The 20,465-nt window shown below is 44.9% G+C and carries 10 protein-coding genes and 1 pseudogene; 3 read left to right on the forward strand and 8 right to left on the reverse strand.

All coding sequences use genetic code 11. The annotated features are described in order from the left end of the window. Nucleotides 1-10 precede the first annotated feature (10 nt). The 3 genes from F7D20_RS00525 to F7D20_RS00535 all read right to left on the reverse strand — a co-directional run bounded on the left by F7D20_RS00525 (nucleotide 11) and on the right by F7D20_RS00535 (nucleotide 6,937). Nucleotides 11-2,989, reverse strand: coding sequence for a SusC/RagA family TonB-linked outer membrane protein (locus F7D20_RS00525; RefSeq protein ID WP_158462326.1), 2,979 nt, complete (start codon nucleotides 2,987-2,989; stop codon nucleotides 11-13). A gap of 403 nt (nucleotides 2,990-3,392) precedes the next feature. Continuing rightward, nucleotides 3,393-5,330: a membrane protein insertase YidC gene (gene yidC / locus F7D20_RS00530; protein ID WP_158462327.1), complete on the reverse strand. Its 1,938-nt coding sequence runs from the start codon at nucleotides 5,328-5,330 to the stop codon at nucleotides 3,393-3,395. 2 nt (nucleotides 5,331-5,332) lie between these two features. Continuing rightward, nucleotides 5,333-6,937, reverse strand: coding sequence for a CTP synthase (locus F7D20_RS00535; protein WP_022253116.1), 1,605 nt, complete (start codon nucleotides 6,935-6,937; stop codon nucleotides 5,333-5,335). 138 nt (nucleotides 6,938-7,075) lie between these two features. Between F7D20_RS00535 and F7D20_RS00540 the strand changes: the two genes are divergently transcribed. Continuing rightward, entirely contained in the window at nucleotides 7,076-8,350 is a 1,275-nt protein-coding gene (locus F7D20_RS00540; RefSeq protein ID WP_158462328.1) for a DUF3078 domain-containing protein, read from the forward strand. Between the two features lie 392 nt (nucleotides 8,351-8,742). Here the strand turns inward: F7D20_RS00540 and F7D20_RS00545 are convergent, their stop codons facing one another. Both F7D20_RS00545 and rlmD read right to left on the reverse strand, forming a co-directional pair. Next, nucleotides 8,743-9,957, reverse strand: coding sequence for a porin (locus tag F7D20_RS00545; RefSeq protein WP_158462329.1), 1,215 nt, complete (start codon nucleotides 9,955-9,957; stop codon nucleotides 8,743-8,745). 322 nt (nucleotides 9,958-10,279) lie between these two features. Next, nucleotides 10,280-11,728: pseudogene (rlmD, locus tag F7D20_RS00550) on the reverse strand (23S rRNA (uracil(1939)-C(5))-methyltransferase RlmD); the annotation flags it as partial. A 428-nt stretch (nucleotides 11,729-12,156) separates the two neighbouring features. On the opposite strand from rlmD, the gene F7D20_RS00555 reads away from it, so the two are divergent. Together F7D20_RS00555 and ppdK are read left to right on the forward strand one after the other, a co-directional pair. Further along, nucleotides 12,157-13,434 carry a histidine-type phosphatase gene (locus F7D20_RS00555; protein ID WP_158462330.1) on the forward strand — a complete coding sequence of 426 codons (1,278 nt, stop codon included), beginning with the start codon at nucleotides 12,157-12,159 and terminating at the stop codon, nucleotides 13,432-13,434. A gap of 321 nt (nucleotides 13,435-13,755) precedes the next feature. Beyond that, the gene (gene ppdK, locus F7D20_RS00560; protein ID WP_158462331.1) at nucleotides 13,756-16,476 is read left to right on the forward strand and encodes a pyruvate, phosphate dikinase; all 2,721 of its coding nucleotides are present in this window, start codon (nucleotides 13,756-13,758) and stop codon (nucleotides 16,474-16,476) included. Between the two features lie 99 nt (nucleotides 16,477-16,575). Here ppdK and F7D20_RS00565 read toward each other — a convergent pair whose 3' ends face one another. The 3 genes from F7D20_RS00565 to F7D20_RS00575 form a co-directional block, all read right to left on the reverse strand. After that, nucleotides 16,576-18,621 (reverse strand): TonB-dependent receptor, encoded by a 2,046-nt coding sequence (locus F7D20_RS00565; protein ID WP_158462332.1) that lies wholly within the window; start codon nucleotides 18,619-18,621, stop codon nucleotides 16,576-16,578. A 103-nt stretch (nucleotides 18,622-18,724) separates the two neighbouring features. Further along, nucleotides 18,725-19,423 (reverse strand): helix-turn-helix domain-containing protein, encoded by a 699-nt coding sequence (locus F7D20_RS00570; RefSeq protein WP_158462333.1) that lies wholly within the window; start codon nucleotides 19,421-19,423, stop codon nucleotides 18,725-18,727. Nucleotides 19,424-19,441: 18 nt separating this feature from the next. Next, nucleotides 19,442-20,041 carry a hypothetical protein gene (locus tag F7D20_RS00575; RefSeq protein WP_158462334.1) on the reverse strand — a complete coding sequence of 200 codons (600 nt, stop codon included), beginning with the start codon at nucleotides 20,039-20,041 and terminating at the stop codon, nucleotides 19,442-19,444. Nucleotides 20,042-20,465: the final 424 nt, after the last annotated feature.

Here is a 20,465-nt window from a genome sequence, read left to right on the forward strand (position 1 = left end):
GTCATGATTTTTAGAATTCAACTTTTACACCTAATACTATGCTTTTGTTGAGAGGGTATGTACCCCAGTCGATGCCTTGTACACTACCACTATTACCATACTGATTGACCTCTGGATCCATACCAGAATAATCGGTAAGGGTAATCAGGTTGGTAGCTGATACGTATGGCTGCAAACGAGTCAGTCCGAAGCGTGAGATCAGTTTGCGTGGAACATCGTAAGAGAGGGAGATATCTTTTAAGCGAATATAACTGCCATCCTCTACGAAGTAGGTAGAGTTACGGATGTCCCACTTAGCTTTAGGTACGTTGGTGATTTGTCCTGGAATTCTCCAGCGTGCCAATACTTTGGTGCTTTGGTTCTTGCCATCATACATTCCTTCTGTTTCCATTCGGGAGACATTATAGATGTCGTTTCCATAACTTCCCTGGATAAGAATACTGAGATTCAAACCTTTATATGAGAAGGTGTTGGTCATACCGAAAGTGAAGTCTGGGTTAGGGTCACCGATATAGGTACGATCACTTGCCGAAACGAGTCCGTCGCCAGTTATGTCCTTGTACTTCATGTCACCAGTTTCAGGATCAACCCCTTCTGCTATATATCCCCAGAAACTGCCTAAAGGCATGCCGGGAGTGTTGCGTACAACAGGTTCGTTGACATAGTCGGTGGTTTTAGCATCATAATATACTTGCGTTAGAGCCAGACTTTCCAACTTGTTTTTATTGAATGAGATGTTAAAGTCGGTGTTCCACTTAAATGTTCCAATCAAGTTCTTTGAGGAGAAGGCAAATTCCCAACCCTTATTGCTCATCGAACCGCCATTATAGGTAAGACTTGTTGCAGCTGCACTTCCTGCAGGAAGGGTGATGTTCATCAGCATATCCTTGGTCTTCTTGTAATAGTAATCGGCATAGAAAGTCAAGCGGTTTCCTAATACAGTCAGGTCGAGTCCGATGTTAGTCTGTGTTGTTGTTTCCCATGTCAACTCAGGGTTGCTCAAGTTGCCTTGTGAGAATGTAGGTATAGCGTTGGCGTCATTGCCCTCACCAAACCATTGTACACGATTGATATTGTATCTTGCCAAATAACTATAGTCGCCCAGGCCACTCTGGTTACCAGTCTGTCCCCAGCCACCACGAATCTTCAAGTCGTCTATCCACTTGATATCCTTCATGAATTTCTCATTGCTCACACGCCAAGCTCCAGAGAAAGATGGGAAATAACCCCAACGATGGTGAGGAGCTAACTTGGAAGAACCATCAGCACGCATATTGGCTGTTACCATATAGGTGTCGTTCCAGTTGTATTGTAAACGAGCGAAGGTAGAGAAGATAGCCCAATCAGCAGCAGAAGAGCCTGTTCCTGTCCAGGAAATCTTGTTGGCAGCATTCAGAGTAGGGAAGTTATCATTCGCATAGTTGCTACCATTGATATAGTTTTGGCTCCACTTGCTTTGAGTCCATGAACTACCTGCCATGGCATCAAAGTTATGTTTACCCAATGTTTTTTTGTAATTCACCACATTGTCCCATACGATAACACTGCTGATATTACGTCCATCATAGCCTGTTCCAAATTCCTGACGACCAATGGTTGTAGAGATAGGGTCGAGGAAGTTGGTTGTTGTGCCTTGTGTGCGATCGAAAGACAAAGACAGGTTGTACGTCAACTCAGGCATGAAGGTAACTGTTGCTTTTCCTGTAGCCAACAAACGATTGTATGCAGATTTGTTGTTCTGTGTTCGGGCTATATTCTCAGCAGGTGAAGTGATATTTACGCCATAGAAGTTGTTGTAAAATTGATTTGGATTCTCAGGATTCCATACAGGAGCGTAAGTAGGCGTATTGACGATAGCCGTAACTACACCGCCACGGTTAGAACCCGTACCGGAAATAATACCTGTACCCTTGTTGGTATAGTCAGAATAGGTTACGCTTGCATTAAGGCGCAGCCACTTACGAATGTCGTTTTCAATAGATGCGCGGAAATTGTAACGTTTGTAACTTGATTTCTTGATGACACCATTTTCGCCCGTGTAACCACCAGAGATGAAGTATCTCATTTTTTCTGTTCCATTAGTGATAGAGACCTGGTAGTCCTGTACGTTTCCAGTGCGGAAAACCTCGTCTTTCCAGTCGGTCATGTCTTTCAAACCTTCTGGAAGTTTTACCAAACCAATCTCATCCATCAATTCTTTATACTGTGCAGCATTGAGTGATTCTTGATTATCGCGTACAGTATTAAACGCATAGTGTGCATTCAAGCTAATTTTTGCCACACCTGTTTTTCCCTGCTTGGTTCCGATAATGATAACTCCATTAGCAGCTCGAGAACCATAGATGGCAGCTGAAGATGCATCTTTTAATACTTGGATATTGTCAATATCATCAGCAGCCAAGAAATCAATATTGGTCATAGGCACACCATCTACCACATAGAGTGGGTCGTTGCTACCATTCAATGATGTAGTACCACGCACACGTATGGTGGGGGAAGCACCTGGCTGACCATTGGCTTGTGAAATTTGTAGACCTGCTGCTTTACCCTGCATACCAGCAGCTGCAGATACAATAGGACGTGTAGAAAGATCCTTCGCCGACACGCTTGAAACAGCAGTAGTAACATCTTTACGCTTCACTGAGCCATAACCGATGGCAACTACTTCATTTAGCATGTTAGCTTCCTCTTCAAGTGTGATTTTGATGCCATTTGAAGCCTTTACTTCTTTATTCTTATAGCCAATATAAGAAATCTTGAGTTTGGCACCTTGTTGTACTTCGATGGTAAAATGTCCATCCAAATCGGTGGCTACACCATTTTGCGTTCCATTTTCAAGAACAGAAGCTCCAATAATGGGTTCATTGGTGTTGTCGATTACAGTGCCAGTAATCTTCATCTTTTGACCCCAGGCAGTAGCCGAGATTAATAGAACGAGTGCTGTAGATGCTAATCCTCGCAACATCGCATTACTTTTTGCTTTTCTCATAAATTTAAGTTTTTGTTATTTGATTTTGTGTATATCTCTTTTTTATAGCTTTTGTCTTTGTGGACAGTGCTATGTTTGCTCATGCAAAAGTAATAAAAAAAGTAACAAAATGTTTGTTGATTAAATCATTAAGTGGTGAAAATAAGTGGTTGTGAATATGTAAGGTGTTGATTGTTAGTGTTATATGGCTTTTGATGTTTTTCAATTTAGTGGTGTTTTTATGAAATGGAATAAAGGTTATTATCGTAGATGTTTGTTTATTTATGTCTAAAAAAAGAGTGTAATGAATACTTCGTGAAGTGATTCATTACACTCTTTCTTGTTTAATGAAGTTTGCATATATATAATAAGGTGTAACACCTATGGGGAACAAACAATCATTTGTTATGTGTTGTAAGTTTCTTTATTTTCCTAGGTTCTTTTTCTTCTCGTTCAATTCTGCCTGCTTACGTGCAAGTTCAGCTTGCTGTTTTTGCTGCAATTCCTGCAGAGCCTGCATTCTTGCCATCAATCCGCTTGCCTTCTTAGGATTGCTCTTGTTCTCCTGATAACGTTTCTCAAGGATAGCAAGGAGCTTCTCGTCGTTGGTGGTCTTGCGCAAGGTCCACATGATGGCTGCACTGAAGAACAGAGAGATGAAGTAGTAGAAGTTCAAACCAGATGAGTAGTCGTTGAACATAAAGAAGAACATCAGAGGCATGATGAGCATCATCCACTGCATCATCTTCATTTGATCAGCCTGCTGGCCTACCATCTGGTCGCGCTGCTGGCGCATGGTCATCCAAGAGTAGAGGAGGTTGGCTACACAGAAGAGGATACAGGTAAGGCTCAAGTGATCGCCTATCAACCAAATGTTGGTGTTCCACTCGATGATGGGGTCGTAGGTACTCAAATCACTCATCCACAGGAACTTCTCACCACGAAGCTGAATAGCATTTGGCACAAAGTTGAACATTGCAACCCAAACAGGCAACTGAATCAGCATAGGGATACAACCAGATAATGGGCTTACACCATATTTGGCATATTCAGCCATCATAGCCTGCTGCTTCTGCATCTGATCCTCTGGCTTATTATACTGAGCTGTAGCAGCTTCGAGTTTTGGTTTGAGTACGCGCATCTTGGCAGAACTCATGTAGCTCTTCTTTACCATAGGGTAGGTGATGAGCTTGAGGAGCAGGGTAATGAGAATCAACACGATACCCATAGGGAAAATCTTACTCAACCAGTCGAATACATAGATTGTGAAGAAACGGTTGATCCAGCGGACGATAGGCCATCCCAGATAAACAAGCTTCTGGAACTCCAGGTCCTTGCCGAAGGTGCTTTCCTTCTCTGTATTCTTCAGAATCTGGAAGTCGTTAGGTCCGAAGTAGAACTCAAACTCAGAAGCCTTCTTTCCAGTTGGGTCAAAAGCGGTCTTCATCTTAGCATGGAACTGCTTCAGATAGCCGGAGCCCTTCTCCTGAGGGATAGAAGTCATGAAGGCATCCTTGTCGAAGTTGTCCTTGGATATCATGATGGCAGAGAAGAACTGGTTCTTGAAAGACACCCAGTCGATGGTTTCTTCGATTTTCTCGTCGATCTTCTCGCTTGTCTCGTTCAGATGGTCGGTACCTCCCTCTACATCGTGATAGGTGAGGGTAGTGTAACGGTTCTCGAACATGAAGCCGCGCTCCTGTTGACGGGCCTTGTCGCTCCAGTCAACATCCATCTTGCTATAATTAGGTGAGAACAATCCAGCCATGCCCTGTGCTTGAAGGCTCATGTGGAGCATGTAGTCCTTGCCCAATGTATAAGTCATAGTGAGAGTCTTGCCCGGAGCAGCCTCTGCTGTCATGGTGACAGATGTCTTTGTGACATTTGATGGAGTAAAGTAAAGATCACTTGTGATAATGTTGGCTTCCTTAGCCTCGAGCATGAACTTGAGGCTCTGGTCGTTGCCATCGAAGAGAGTTACGTCCTTCTTGTCTTTTGAGCCGTCTTTTACCTTGAGGTCGTGACCCACATAACCCTTTACTACAGCCTTCTCGACAGTACCACCCTTGGTGTTGAGGGTCAGCTCAACTTTCTCGTTACTCAAAACGATTTTCTGAGACTTGCCCTTCAAAGCCGAGTAGAAGAGGGCTGTTGAGTCAGCCTCAACCTTGGCTTTAGCTTCAGCCTGTCGCTGCAGCGCCGCAGCCTTGTTAGCTTTTTCCATCTCGGCGTGTTTTGCCTTAGCGATGGAGTCCTGAACGAATGCTGCTCTCTGCTCTTCGGCAGAAGGCTGTGAGTACCAACTGAACCCAATCAGTACAAGGGCTATCAGGAGGAAACCGATAATGTTGTTTTTGTTCATATTTATTTTTTGTTTTCAATTGCTGTTTTGACGAAGTCCATAAACAGTGGGTGTGGCTTCAGCACGGTGCTCTGGTATTCTGGATGATACTGAGTACCGATGTACCACTTCAGGCCTGGAATCTCTACGATTTCTACCAAGTCGCTTTCGGGATTTCGTCCCACGCACATCATGCCATGCTTCTCAAACTCCTGCTGGAAATTGTTGTTGAACTCATAGCGATGGCGATGACGTTCCTGTATGTGTTCTTTCTTATAGATATTGAACACGCGCGAACCTTGTTTCAGCACACACTCGTATGCTCCCAATCGCATGGTGCCACCCATATTTGATATGTTCTTCTGCTCCTCCATGATGTCGATGACATTGTGTGGAGTCTTCTCGTCCATTTCTCGAGAGTTTGCGTCTTTGTAACCCAGGACATTGCGGGCAAACTCGATGACGATCATCTGCATGCCTAAGCAAATGCCGAAGGTGGGAATGTCGTGGGTGCGGGTATAGTGAGCAGCTATTATCTTGCCCTCTATTCCTCGCTGACCGAATCCCGGGCAGATGACTATACCGTCCTGACCTTTCAGTCGTTCTGCCACATTGTCTTCTGTCAGATATTCTGAATTGATGAATGTGATATTCACCTTGTGGTCATTGTAGGTTCCTGCATGAGAAAGGCTTTCGCGAATACTCTTGTAGGCGTCCTGCAAGTCGTATTTACCCACCAAACCAATATTGACAACCTCTGTGGCGTTGTTGCGTCGGTCGAGGAATGCTTTCCAAGGACCTAATGCAGGCTTTTCGCCTATCGGCTCATCCATCTTGCGAAGGATGGCGGTATCGAGTCCCTGGTTCTGCATGTTGACAGGTACCTCATAGATACTTGGCAGGTCTTCACTCTGGATAACGCAGTCGATATCCACATTACAGAAACTTGCCACTTTCTTCAGTATGCCCTCTTCGAGATGTTTCTCTGTGCGGAGAATCAAGATGTCGGGCTGAATACCTACGCTCTGCAGTTCCTTGACGGAGTGTTGGGTAGGCTTGGTCTTCAACTCGCCAGCTGCTTTCAGATAGGGCACGTAGGTAAGGTGCACATTGAGAGCATTCTTGCCCAATTCCCATTTCAACTGTCGGATGGCTTCCATATATGGAGCACTCTCTATGTCGCCTATAGTGCCACCAATCTCTGTGATGACAAAGTCGTAGTGATACTTCTGCCCCAGCAATTTTACATTGCGTTTTATCTCGTTGGTGATGTGAGGAACTACCTGTATGGTTTTGCCAAGATAGTCGCCACGTCGTTCCTTGTCGATAACAGCCTTGTAGATACGTCCTGTAGTGAGCGAGTTGGCCTTTGTTGTCTGGATGCCCGTGAATCTTTCGTAATGACCGAGGTCAAGATCCGTTTCCATTCCATCTACCGTCACATAGCACTCACCATGCTCGTATGGATTGAGTGTGCCCGGATCGATGTTGATGTATGGGTCAAACTTTTGAATTGTAATGTTGTAGCCCCTGGCTTGCAGAAGCTTTCCGATGGATGATGATATGATACCTTTACCTAAGGAAGAAACCACACCACCGGTAACGAAGATGTACTTTGTTTCAGCCACGATGTTTTATATTTAAATTAGAATATTTTGGCTGCAAAGTTACTATAAAATTATGAATTAGCCAAAATTATTGTAAATATTGGCGTGGCTTTTATGATTTATTTGTTACCTTTGTGCCCAAATATGAATAAGCTTAGTATGAATTTAAGATATTATTTATTAGTGTTGGCCTTTTGTGTGACAGGAATGGTGTGTGCACAAAAGGGTGGATACGGTAAGAAAAAGGTAGAGAAAGACAGGGTGGCAGAATATATGGACTCGTTGACTGCAAGCAGACAGCGTATTGACTCGTTGGTGAAGCCCAAGATCAATAGTCGTTATTCGCAACTCTTTATTCCTCTTACTTTTTATCATGAACCTGCTGCCCGCTTTCTGCGGCTTGCTCCGGGGAAGTGTGTTGTTGCCGATTCTTTGCAGGCGGCTATCGACCAGGCTCTGATGCATGTGTATCTGAACCGTCCCGACTTGGTGAGAGTGCACGAAAGTCACCTTGAGAGTGTGGGTGCACCGATTGTCTCTGAACCTGCACCACGTCATGTTGCTACAGATATTGTTAAAGAGGTCGCACCAGTGGCTATTGAGCCTACTGTGGCTCCGATGGATATTTTGGTGACGAAGCCTAACTTCTGGACTTTCAGGGGCGACTATTATCTTCAGTTCTTGCAGAACTATGTGTCGGACAACTGGTATAAGGGAGGCGAGAGTAACTATTCGCTCTTGGGTAGTGTAACCATGCAGGCCAACTACAACAACAAGCAGAAGGTGAAGTGGGACAACAAGTTGGAATTGCGTCTTGGTTATCAGACATCGCGTGGCGATACTATTCACAAGTACAAAACCACAGAAGACTTGATGCGTTATACCGGCAAGGTTGGTCTGCAGGCCACCAAGCGCTGGTACTACACTCTGCAGCTCATAGCCCAGACTCAGTTTACGCATGGTGTGAAGAGTAATGACAAAAAGATTTATTCTGATTTCTTCTCGCCATTCAATCTCAACCTCTCTGTCGGTATGGACTATTCTGTAGACTGGCTCAACCACCGTCTTAAGGGAAGTGTGCATATAGCACCTTTGGCGCTTAACTGGAAGTATGTTGGTCGTGCTGACCTTGCCACCCGATATGGTCTTGATGAGGGACATCATGGAATGACCGACTATGGTTCGGAATGTACGATTGACTTGAACTGGGTGCTTGCTGACAACCTGAGATGGAAAACACGCTTGTATGGTTATACCACATACAAGCGTGCTGAATTGGAGTGGGAGAACACGATAACCTTTCAGTTCAATCGCTACATCTCCACTAATGTTTTTATCTATCCTCGATTCGACGATGGGGCCCAACGCAAGGATGGTCAAAGCTACTGGCAATTTAAGGAGTTCGCCTCTGTGGGTTTCTCCTATTCTTTTTAGTAAATGCCATAAATCGTAATCCATACGCAGACGGCAATGACAAGCAGGGCGCAAACGAGAAGAAAAGCGAATAGCAACTTGCTAAATATCAAGCGCTTTTTGTGTCGTGGGCTGCATGCACGCATGGACGTGCTGCTGTGTTGATGTGTATGGTGCGAATGGTGTGTACGATGTGTACTTTGTTCTGATTCCATTTGCATACTCTTTTACTTATAGTTAATATTTCCGACTTGGCATTTCTGCCAAGTCGTTTTTTATTGAATATATTTTGCTTACGGGCATCTTTCCTCGTTATGGCGGCAGAGTAAAAACAAGTTTTACCCTGCTCGTTTGGCTTAACGAAAAAGGTTTTTTATGTTGATCAGACTTGCTTTCCGGTGCTTTAGCTTTCCTTAGAATCGGAAGCAAACCTCTACGTCTGCCATGGAGTAGTTGTGCTTCTGCAGAGTGCGGTCGTTGATGAGCGCATATTCTGTGAGGATGGTGAAGTTCTTGCTGATGTGATAATTCAGACCAGCCTCATATTGGGTTCTCATCATGTCGGTCTTGCCGTTGGCCTGATACATGTCGTAGCGTGCCTTGGCATAGAGCTTCTTGCTCACTATAGGGGCGATGACGAGTGCATAAACGCCCTGGGCCTTATTGCCTATCTTGCCGTTCAGACTGCAGTCTTTCGAGTTGGCATCTCCGTGGTTGGTGATGCTTTTGGCAAATGCCATACCTGTGGAATGAATGTATTCTGAACGGAGTGTCCAGTCGTTCACGTTGTACTCGAAGGAGAAGGCATATCGGTTTTGTGACAGTTTGCGTACGCCCGAGAAAGTTTCTTTTTTCGGATTTCCCTCTTCATCGAGAACAGGGTTTCCGGCAGCGTCTTTCTGATATACGATATTGCCCTGCTCGTCGTCGTTCCATGTTCCCTTGCGTGCATAAGAGCCAGTCCATCCGAAGGCACCGATGCGCATTCCTTTGACAGGCATGACCCATACTCCGCCAATGATGTTTTTCTGATTGTCTACGTCCTTTGTGTTGATGCCTTGTCCGTTGAACACACCTATTTGATAATGCAGCAGGTTACGGCCGTTGGCGTTCTTGAGGAAGTCGCCCTGCAACTGTAGTCCGATGTCGCGGCCATTGGAGGCGTGTTCTCCGGCACGGTCGCTGAAACCTGCCAACTTGCTTACATTCTGTGAGTAGCTCATGAATCCCTGTACGATGGGGTGCATGGGGTTCTCGAAGGTAAATGGGTTTTTGAACTGACCGATCTTTACCTTGAACATCTCATATTTCTGCCATTCAGCAAACAGGTCAACCATTCTTGGACTGCTGCCCAAGTTGGATGTGTTGCCATTAAACTGTATTTGGGTTTTCCAGTAGAAATCTCCAGCTATGCGGCCTTCGAGTGCAATACGCGCCATGCGGATGTTGAAAGTATTGGATTTTGCTCCTTCCTGTCCGATGTATTGATACTGTGTCATGCCGTAGCCCGACAATTTCAGGTTGTCTAACCATGAGGGCAGTTGTATGCACCTCTTTTCTTTCTCCTGCGCTGAGGCCGAGAATAAAGTCATGGCGAGTAGAGTCGCCATCAGGAATACTCTTTTCATTTTTTATATGTCTCTCTGTTTTGGTTTAGTAATGGCGAAAATGTTATTTGTTCTTTTCGTCACTTAATAAGTTAAGATTGTGTTGTGATTCTTTGAGTAATCCTCCTCGGAAATCCATGTTCTTTCAGAATTACCGAGGAGGGAATGTTGTTGGGGGAGAATATTGCTAAGCCTGGCAGGCTTTCTGTTCTTCTTCGGTCAGGTCTTCTGCTTGAGCTTCAGCCTTGGCAAGTGCCTCAGCCTCTTTGGCAGCCTTGGCTTCTGCTATCGCTTGCTCTCGTTCCTTGCGCTCCTTGAGTTTCTGCTTGATGTCGGCATCACTTCGCTTTTCAAGCAGTACCACGTTCTCTACATGCGGTGTATGAGGGAACATGTCGACGGGCTGTACGGCTCCTACCTTGTAATAGTCGTCCATCAGTTGAAGATCGCGTGCCTGAGTGGCTGGGTTGCAGCTTACATACACAATGCGGCCTGGTGCAGCATTCAGGATGACTTGGATGACATCAGGATGCATTCCTGCACGTGGTGGATCGGTGATGATGACGTCGGGTCGCCCATGCTGTGCAATGAAGTCGTTTGTCAGAATGTCCTTCATGTCGCCTGCATAGAAGAGCGTATTCTCGATATTGTTTACCTGCGAGTTGACTTTGGCATCTTCGATAGCCTCAGGCACGTATTCGATTCCTATTACCTTCTTGGCTTTGTGTGCCACAAAGTTGGCAATGGTTCCTGTTCCTGTATAGAGGTCGTACACGAGTTCTTTGCCTGTAAGGTTGGCAAACTCGCGTGCCACGCAGTACAAGTGGTAAGCTTGTTCGGTATTGGTCTGATAGAAACTCTTTGGTCCGACCTTGAACTTCAGGTCTTCCATCAACTCAAAGATATGGTCGTTGCCCTTGAAGAGGCTCAGTTCCAGATCGTTGAAGGTGTCGTTTCCCTTCTGGTTGTCCACGTACATGAGTGATGTGATCTGTGGAAATTTGTCGGCCACTTGCTGCATCAGCTCGAGAGCCTTCTGCTCATCGCCCTCCTCGTCGTAATGGAACTGGAATACGAGCATCCATTCTCCGGTGTTGGAGTTGCGTATCATCATGTCGCGCAGCAATCCGTACTGTTCACGTAGATCGTAGAAAGTATAGTCATGTGAATCGGCATACTCGAAGACAAAGTTGCGAATCTCGTTGCAGAGATCGTCCATCAGCCAGCATTTCTTGATGGGGTAAATCTTGTCGAAAGCGCCTGTGATGTGGAAACCTATAGCATTCTGCGCATGGCGTTCCTTGAGCGAGGTCACAGTGTCGTCTTCTTTCTTTGGCAGCAGGGCGAGCTCCTCGGCTGTGAACCAGCGCTTGTTGCTGCAGCCGAACTCTATCTTGTTGCGATATTCCTGAGTCTTCACACTTCCCATGATAGGGCGGAAGTCGGGCAGTTCTATCTTTCCGATGCGTGTGAGCTGGTCTTCCACCTGTTGCTGTTTGGCCTTTATCTGCTCCTCGTAGGGAAGATTCTGCCATTTGCAGCCGCCGCAGATGCCGAAATGCTCGCACATAGGCTCTTGACGAACTTTGCTTTTCTGGATGAAGCGAGCCACTTTGGCTTCGCAGTATTTATGTTTCTTTTTTACTACCTGCAGGTCTACTATGTCGCCTGGTACACAGAATGGGACGAAGACAACCTTGTCGTCTACGTGCGTGATGCACTTGCCCTCAGCGGCTACGGCTTCTATGGTGACATTTTCGAGTAATGGTAATGGTTTTTTCTTTCTTGCCATGATTCTTTTAAATTTTGGTTGCAAAGTTACAAAAAAAATGTGAACCATGAAAGACTTGTAGATATTTTTTATCCTTAGTCTTTCTGCAAGTCGTTTGGTTACTAAGTACTTGTCGGGTTTTATTTGTGTCCGATGTCGTTCTTCTCTTGTGTCTTGTCCTGCTCATCTATTACGACCGACTTTGCTCATCTATTACGACCGACTTTGGTCGTCTATTATGACTGGCTTTGGTCGTCTATGATGGCTGGAATCGGGCTAAAGCAGAGTAAAAGCCGAATATTGAGGTTTTTTGGGGAAAAATGATGGTGGAATCGTTTAATTGTATTATCTTTGTAGTCGTTTAGAGCAAGAAATGTTTCAAGCAGAAGAAATAACATTATATCAATGTACACTAACTGGCAATTTAAAACTATAAATTAAACGAATTCATGAAGAAACTTAGAATGAAAGTATTAGCCATCATGGTGGCTACTTTTGGTCTGGGCATTCATGCGCAGACAACTTTTGAGGAAATTAGTGCTGATCTGAATAAGGTTGGTGGTGTTTATCTGGTTTATCCCAAGGTAGAAGCAAAGTTGACTCCGGCTCCAAAAGGCTATAAGCCGTTTTATGTGAGCCATTACGGAAGACATGGTTCCCGTTATCTTTTGGGCGACAGAGATTATCTGTGGGTTCTCCAACTGATGCAGAAAGCTGATGCTGTGAACGGCCTTACCACATTGGGAAAGGATGTGTTGAACCGTCTGGGACAGGTTTGGGCTGAGGCTCAGGGACGTGCTGGAGATTTGACTCCTCTTGGTGTGCGTCAGCATCAGGGTATCGCTGAGCGAATGGCAAAGAACTTCCCTGAGGTGTTCCGTGGCAAGCGTCACGTTTCTGCCCGTTCTACAGTGGTTTACCGTTGCGCAATGAGTATGGCTGCTTTCGGCGACCGTCTCAAGGGATTGTATCCTCAGCTCGACATCAGCTACGAGATGAGCGAGAAATACATGAATTATCTTAATTATCATTCTGACAAGTCGAATGCTTTCACTCATGGGGAGAAAGGTCCATGGGTAGAGGAATATCGTAAGTTTGAAGAGGCTCAGGTAAAGCCCGACCGTCTGGTGGCTTCACTCTTCTCCAATGCCGACTTTATACGTTGTGAGGTAAATCCTCGTGACTTGATGTGGAGTTTGTACTGGATTGCAGTAGACATGCAGGACATTGAGACTCCATTGTCTTTCTATGATCTGTTCACGGCACAGGAAATGTTCGATTTGTGGCAGTGCGTCAACTACCGATTCTATATCGGCAATGCCAATCCTTTGGCAAGCAAGGGCCTTGTGATGGCAAACTCCAAGTCTTTGGTCCAGAATATCATCGAGTCGGCAGACTCTGCTATCAAGAATCGCTCGATTGCCGCCACTTTGCGTTTCGGTCATGACGGCAACGTGATTCCTTTGTTGGCGCTGCTGCAGGTAGAAAACTTTGATGTGTCAGTAGCTGGACCTGCCGAGGTGTACAAGCATTGGTGCGACTTCAAGGCTTCTCCGATGGCGGCGAATATCCAGATTGTTTTCTTCGAGAACAAGAAAGGCGACATCCTGGTGAAGTTCCTTCACAATGAGAAGGAAATGCATGTGGCTGTGAAGACTGATATGTGGCCTTATTATCATTGGAATGACGTAAGAGAATATTATCTGGATCGTCTGTCCAAGCTGTAATCGTTTTTCTTAACGTTGCCCGCTTGGCAATCATTACTATATTCCATGGTCTCTATATATAATAAGGTGTATAGAGCCGTGGAATCTTTTGTGTCGTAATGGCCAGGTAGGCAAAAAGACAGTCCCCGAATACGGAATGACGATGCTTTTATAGAGTAGTAGCATTGTTTGCTCTTTAAAATGTGTCTGTGTGTACGTAAACAGCCTAAAATGTAATGTGGAGATAGCAAAAAGTTGGTTTTATGTTTGGTGGAACAGAATAAAAGTTGTATATTTGCATCATAAAAAAACAATAACTAAAAATAACAAACCTATTCAACTATGAGTGTAAAAAGAGTTTATACCTTTGGTAATGGTAAGGCGGAAGGCAAGGCCGACATGAGAAACTTGCTTGGTGGTAAGGGAGCCAACTTGGCAGAGATGAATCTTATTGGTGTCCCCGTTCCTCCAGGTTTTACTATCACAACCGATGTTTGTAATGAATACTTTGAAAAAGGCAAGGAAGACGTTGTAGCCCTTCTCAAAGAAGAAGTAGAGAAGGCTGTTCAGCATATTGAGACTTTGATGAACTCGAAGTTCGGTGACGTGGAGAATCCTCTTCTTGTCAGTGTTCGTTCTGGTGCCCGTGCTTCTATGCCAGACATGATGGATACTATCCTTAACCTTGGTTTGAACGATGAGGTAGTAGAGGGATTGGCTCGCAAGACAGGCAATGAGCGCTTCGCTTACGACAGCTATCGTCGTTTCGTACAGATGTATGGCGATGTTGTGCTTGGCATGAAGCCTGTCAACAAGGAAGACATCGATCCATTCGAGGCTATTATCATGGACGTGAAGAAGCAGCGCGGAATTACTCTCGACAACGAAATGACAGTCGAAGAACTGAAGCAACTCGTCAAGGCATTCAAGACAGCCATCAAGCAGCAGACAGGCAAGGACTTCCCCGACAATCCTATGGATCAGCTTTGGGGCGCTATCTGTGCCGTATTCGACAGTTGGATGAACGAGCGTGCCATCCTCTATCGCAAGATGGAAGGCATTCCTGCAGAGTGGGGTACAGCTGTATCTGTTATGGCCATGGTATTCGGTAATATGGGCGATACATCCGCAACAGGAGTTTGCTTCAGCCGTGATGCAGCAACAGGTGAGAATCTCTTCAATGGTGAGTATCTTGTCAATGCCCAGGGCGAGGACGTGGTTGCCGGTATCCGTACACCACAGCAGATTACTAAGGAAGGTTCTATACGTTGGGCAAAACTCCAGGGCATTGACGAGGAAACTCGCGCCACAAAATATCCTTCTATGGAGGAGAATATGCCAGAGATTTTTGCTCAGCTCAATGATATCCAGAACAAGTTGGAGAAGCACTATCATGATATGCAGGATATGGAGTTCACCGTACAGGAAGGCCATCTCTGGTTCCTTCAGACTCGTAATGGTAAGCGTACTGGAACTGCTATGGTTAAGATTGCCATGGACTTGCTCCACGAGGGCGAAATCGATGAGAAGACTGCTCTTAAGCGTTGTGAGCCCAACAAACTTGATGAACTTCTGCACCCAGTATTCGACAAGTCTGCTCAGATGCAGGCCAAGGTGCTGACTCGCGGTTTGCCTGCTTCGCCAGGTGCTGCAAGCGGCCAGATTGTATTCTTTGCTGATGATGCAGAGAAGTGGCACGAGAGTGGACACCGCGTAATCATGGTTCGTATCGAGACCAGTCCTGAGGACTTGGCTGGTATGAATGCTGCCGAAGGTATCTTGACAGCCCGTGGCGGTATGACTTCTCATGCAGCCGTAGTAGCTCGTGGTATGGGTAAGTGCTGTGTGTCAGGTGCTGGCGCCATCAATGTAGACTATAAGGCCCGTACTGTAGAAATCGACGGAGTGCTGCTTCGCGAGGGTGATTTCATTTCTCTGAATGGTTCTACAGGTGAGGTTTATAACGGTGAGGTAAAGACCAAGCCTGCAGAGGTGACAGGCGACTTTGCTGAGTTGATGAACCTTTGCGATAAATACACCAAGTTGGTAGTTCGTACCAATGCTGATACGCCTCATGATGCTGAGGTGGCACGCAACTTTGGTGCTGTAGGTATCGGCTTGTGCCGTACTGAGCACATGTTCTTTGAGAATGAAAAGATCAAGGCCATGCGTGAGATGATTCTTTCTGGTACGAAGGAAGGTCGCGAGAAGGCTCTCGCCAAGCTTCTACCTTATCAGAAGCAGGACTTCTATGGCATCTTGAAGGCTATGGACGGTCATCCAGTAAACGTTCGTTTGCTCGATCCTCCTCTGCATGAGTTCGTTCCTCACGATTTGGCAGGTCAGAAGACGATGGCTGAAGAGATGGGTATCTCTGTTGAGGAAATCCAGAAGCGTGTCAACTCTCTGAGTGAGGCCAACCCAATGTTGGGTCATCGTGGTTGCCGTCTTGGTAATACCTATCCAGAGATTACCGCCATGCAGACAAAGGCTATCCTGGGTGCTGCCATCCAGTTGAAGAAGGAAGGTTTCGATCCTCAGCCAGAGATCATGGTTCCTCTCATCGGTATCGTCAACGAGTTTGATCTGCAGGAGCAGGTAATCCGCAGCACTGCCAAGGAACTCTTCGAGCAGGAAGGCATTGAGATTCCATTCAAGGTAGGTACCATGATTGAAATTCCTCGTGCTGCCCTTACTGCTGACTATATTGCCAAAAAGGCTGAGTACTTCAGTTTCGGTACTAACGACTTGACTCAGATGACATTCGGCTACAGCCGTGACGACATTGCCAGCTTCTTGCCTGTTTACTTGGAGAAGAAGATTCTGAATGTCGATCCATTCCAGGTTCTCGACCAGACAGGTGTTGGTCAGTTGGTGGAGATGGCTGTCAAGAAGGGTCGTGGCACTCGTCCAGATCTCAAATGTGGTATCTGTGGTGAGCATGGCGGTGAGCCTTCATCTGTTAAGTTCTGTCACAAGGTAGGCTTGAATTATGTGTCTTGCTCTCCATTCCGTGTGCCTATCGCACGTTTGGCTGCGGCCCAAGCTGCTGTTGAGGAATAATTTAAAACTATATAAAACAATGAGCCATCGCTACTACTGCAGCGATGGCTTTTTTGTCTGTTCATATGCCTTTCTATTGTATAAAGAAATCGTTCATCTCTATTTTATGATACCATTGTCTTTATCGCTGAGGCTGATTGTCTTTTCTGCCGACTTATGTCTGCTGCCTTGGTTGATGCGCCAGGAGATGTTGAGCGACAATAGGTTGCCGCTGTCCTTGGAATAGCCGATGGTGCGTTTATAGAGATTTCGGTTCAGCAGTTCGTTCTCGTACGACTTGTAATGACTGCGGAATGGATTGACCCATGACAAAGAGAATTGCCAGTTGCGCCAGGTGTAGGATGCTTTCAGAACGGAATAGGCTCCGTTGTAGCCTTTCGACTCGCCCTCAAAGAATCGGTTGCCGTTGTCTACATATCCTTGCAATGTGAATTTGCCGAGATAAGCCGTGATGTTGCCTGCGTAGTACCATGATGTGTAGCAGTGTGTATAGTTGTAGCCGAAATTGAAACATCTGTATATTCCTCCGTTGGCGGCCATCTGAAGTTTCTCGGGCAAGAGCCAGTAGCTGGCGTATGCCATGACGTCCAATGCGTCTATTTCCTTTTGATTGATCTGTGTATAGATGAATTGATTGTCATCGGTCCGTTCGTAGTGTGCCATGTTAGGTTTGAGGCATTGCTTGTAGTAGCCTTCCACTAAGGTTTGCAATCGTTGGGTGTTATATGATAGCAGCAACCGATGGTCCATGTCGTGTGAAGGCTTCAGGTCGGGATTGCCTACTGTCCATTCCATACTGTTGGTGCGGATGGTAGCATCACTGGTCATGGCAATGCGAGACACTTTGTCCTGCATCTGATATGTATAACTCAACTGCATATTGTTATTGAACTGATATGTCAGCGAAGCCTTGGGATGGAAAGTCCAGTAGTCGTATCTGTGACCGTTCTGAGTGTAATGGATATAACTCGCACCTGTACCTAATGTATAGCGCAGTTGCTTTAGCATGCCCTTGATTTCGGTAAAGGCGTACAGGCGGTTGTTGTTCGTCCTGGTCAAAGAGGAAGCGTCACCCCGATAGTCGTTCTTGGTATATTTGTAACTATAGTTCAGACCTGTGGAGAGAGTAAAGGGCTTCAGCCTGTTCTCATATATTACTTCAGAAAGCAAAGAAGCCGTTTTGCCGTCTACCGCATATTGATATGGTATTCCCTCATCATAGAAACTATTGGTCTGTGTGGAGATATAGGTGCCAACTGCATTGGCTGTAAACGACTGACGTGGAGTGAACTGACGAAAGAAATAAATATCCAATACAGGCGAATAGCTCTTGTCGTCATCCCTGCTTGTCGCTCTGTATTGGCGGCTGCCATCCGTGATGTCCTTAATATTATAGTTGTCGGGAGTGTTATTGAAAGTCCCACTCAAGGATGTTTGAAAGACGGTTGCTGTGGAGTCTGCCCAGTTATAGGTTAGTTTTGTATCATGTGCTATAGCTTTTCTAAGCGACTCCACATCGTTTCGCTCAACAGTGTAGATACTGCCGTCTGTCAAGGTGTATTCTGCCAACTGCTTGCTCTTTTCGCCTTTGTTTTTATATCCACTCACATCATACGAAAGCGACCATTCACTCTTTCCGTGGTTCCATTTACCATACACCGAGCCGTCGCCTTGCAAGGTGGTAAGAGCCGAAGTTATGTCCGTACCAATAGTATAACCGCTCTCGCTCCTGCGTGTAACTATATCAATTACATAGGCAATGCTTTCGCCATAACGAACGCCGGGGTTGTTTATAAAGTTTATCTTGGCAATATCCTTTGGATTGAGAGCCAACATCTCCTGTTTGCCTACAACAATGCCATTTACTCTCAGTTGAACGCTACCTCTGTTATCAATAGCAGTAATAGTATGGCTGATGTTGTCAATACGAATATTGGCAAGTGTGAGTTTCTCAAGAATGCTGTAACCATTGTTCGAAGCCTGCTTCTGTGCATCGGTAGGATAGATGAGCATGCCGTCAGATTTGTTTACTACCTTAGCGGCTTTTACCGTTACTTCATCAAGCGTGATAGTCTTGTCTACATTCTGAGCATAAGCGGAGAATGCAGAAGTCATAATAATTGAAATTGTTAATAATCGTTTCATTTTGCACCATTTTTTGTTTTATGGCGCAAATTTATATCCTCTTTACAAGATAGCCAATTATTTAGTCTGACATTTCCCTGACAATTGGCTGACAAACACCTATCTATTTGAGTTTCAAACTATAACTCTTACCCCGATCTGATTCGATTTTCAGCCTGCTATGTGTCTCTATGATAGGTTTTATACGTTTGATTAGCGTATAAAGTGTATCGCTTGCATCAGGTTTCTTAGGCCATAGTTGGTCGCAAATCTCCTGTTTCGATAGCGTATGAGAATCTGTCGTTATGAACATTTCGAGCAGGGAGTGTTGCATTGGAGTAAGACGTATCTCCTCACCTGATACGGTCATAAATTTATCATCATGGAACACTATACCTCCGTACGCCAAACCTTGAACTATCAGCTCCGGCTTATTCCTTCTTACATACCACAAACTACCTAACAGCCATAGTATCCCGATAAACAAAAGAGAGCCCGACGCCTTTTGGTCGGACATCATGAAAGTCGTAGCAAAGTTGCAATTAGCCTCTGCCACCATCTTGGTTTCCCAACGTCCATCTCTGCGCACAGTACGCATGGCAATACCTGCCGTATCTTTCAATTCGGCAATGGTGAGGCAGTTACGATAACAGCGTATAGTGTCTGTGGTAACCACATTGTCAGGCATTTTCACAAGAACTTGCTTCAAAGCCTGATTCACATCCTGTGCTATCATGTATTCTGTTCGGTGATAGCTGCTTATGCTTGTGCACAATGCACAAAGCATAAGAAAACTGAACACTATGTATGGAAGGTTCTTCATAATGCTTGATCGATATTTTTATTTGGCACTATCCTGCATAGCCTTCAGTTCTTTGTCTGTCATCTGCACATAGATAGAAACACCATAGACGGTTGTTCCATCTGCTTTTATTCCCAACGGCTGAACCATGCAGAAACTTGGTTGAGCGCCTAACATCCATCCTGTTATCTGAATATATTCGTTGTTGTCAAGCAACAAGACTGTACGCGACGTACCATTGTAATTATCATAAAATCTATAAGTAACTTCATTCTTCTTTACTGCGCCACCGGAGATGTCAGAACGACAATATGTAGTCAGTTTTGTATTACTATCAAAATAGTATTGTTCTGGAGCTAAGCCTAACATGTTGCTGTAATATTCAGCAGACTTTCTTTTGCCGTTCTTGTCTATTTCCCATGTAGCATAGTGCTTCCATCCATGCCCAATGCACATATTGTCAAAGTCTGCTTGACCTATGCCACCGCCATCACCGAAACAGTTTCCATTGTCACTGAAATCGTATGCAACTCCATGATTATCTAATACATGAGCAAATTCTTGCTCCAATGATTCCTCGTCGTCATTATTGCATGATGCTACAAATAATGATGCAAACAGAACTAATACAAGTCCCATGATAAATTTTATTTTCATAATCAAATGTTTATTGACTTTTTGTTTTTACCCAACATGTGTGGGGTATCTCTCTTTGTTCGGCAAAGATACACTTTTATTGTTTCTTATCCAACTGTTTCCATTTTTTATTCTCGTTCGTTAAGTTTTTTTTATCTAATAAGGTGTAAATGGCAACTACTCAGCACCCATATGGAGAACTGATAGTTACAAATGCTATACTTGTGTTATCAGCCTTACAACCCAAAGAAACTATCGCTTAATACAGGAGATTTTTTCCTATATTATATAAATGTTTTCTTTAGCCTATAAAAGTTCCGTTCAGAGACTTTGAATGTGCGTTCAGAGCCTTTGAATGTGCGTTCAGAGCCTCAGGGCAAACGCATTAAACTTTTTACCTTTTAACACATAGATACCAAAGTTGTAT

Origin of the sequence: Segatella copri (genome assembly GCF_009495355.1) — a bacterium.
GTDB lineage: Bacteria > Bacteroidota > Bacteroidia > Bacteroidales > Bacteroidaceae > Prevotella.

What these genes read in the sequence shown, in the direction of transcription:
- F7D20_RS00525 (WP_158462326.1), bottom strand. Translation starts at nt 2,989, where the DNA reads ATGAGAAAAGCAAAAAGTAATGCGATGTTGCGAGGATTAGCATCTACA.
- yidC (WP_158462327.1), bottom strand. Translation starts at nt 5,330, where the DNA reads ATGAACAAAAACAACATTATCGGTTTCCTCCTGATAGCCCTTGTACTG.
- F7D20_RS00540 (WP_158462328.1), top strand. Translation starts at nt 7,076, where the DNA reads ATGAATTTAAGATATTATTTATTAGTGTTGGCCTTTTGTGTGACAGGA.
- F7D20_RS00545 (WP_158462329.1), bottom strand. Translation starts at nt 9,957, where the DNA reads ATGAAAAGAGTATTCCTGATGGCGACTCTACTCGCCATGACTTTATTC.
- F7D20_RS00555 (WP_158462330.1), top strand. Translation starts at nt 12,157, where the DNA reads ATGAAGAAACTTAGAATGAAAGTATTAGCCATCATGGTGGCTACTTTT.
- ppdK (WP_158462331.1), top strand. Translation starts at nt 13,756, where the DNA reads ATGAGTGTAAAAAGAGTTTATACCTTTGGTAATGGTAAGGCGGAAGGC.
- F7D20_RS00565 (WP_158462332.1), bottom strand. Translation starts at nt 18,621, where the DNA reads ATGAAACGATTATTAACAATTTCAATTATTATGACTTCTGCATTCTCC.
- F7D20_RS00570 (WP_158462333.1), bottom strand. Translation starts at nt 19,423, where the DNA reads ATGAAGAACCTTCCATACATAGTGTTCAGTTTTCTTATGCTTTGTGCA.
- F7D20_RS00575 (WP_158462334.1), bottom strand. Translation starts at nt 20,041, where the DNA reads ATGGGACTTGTATTAGTTCTGTTTGCATCATTATTTGTAGCATCATGC.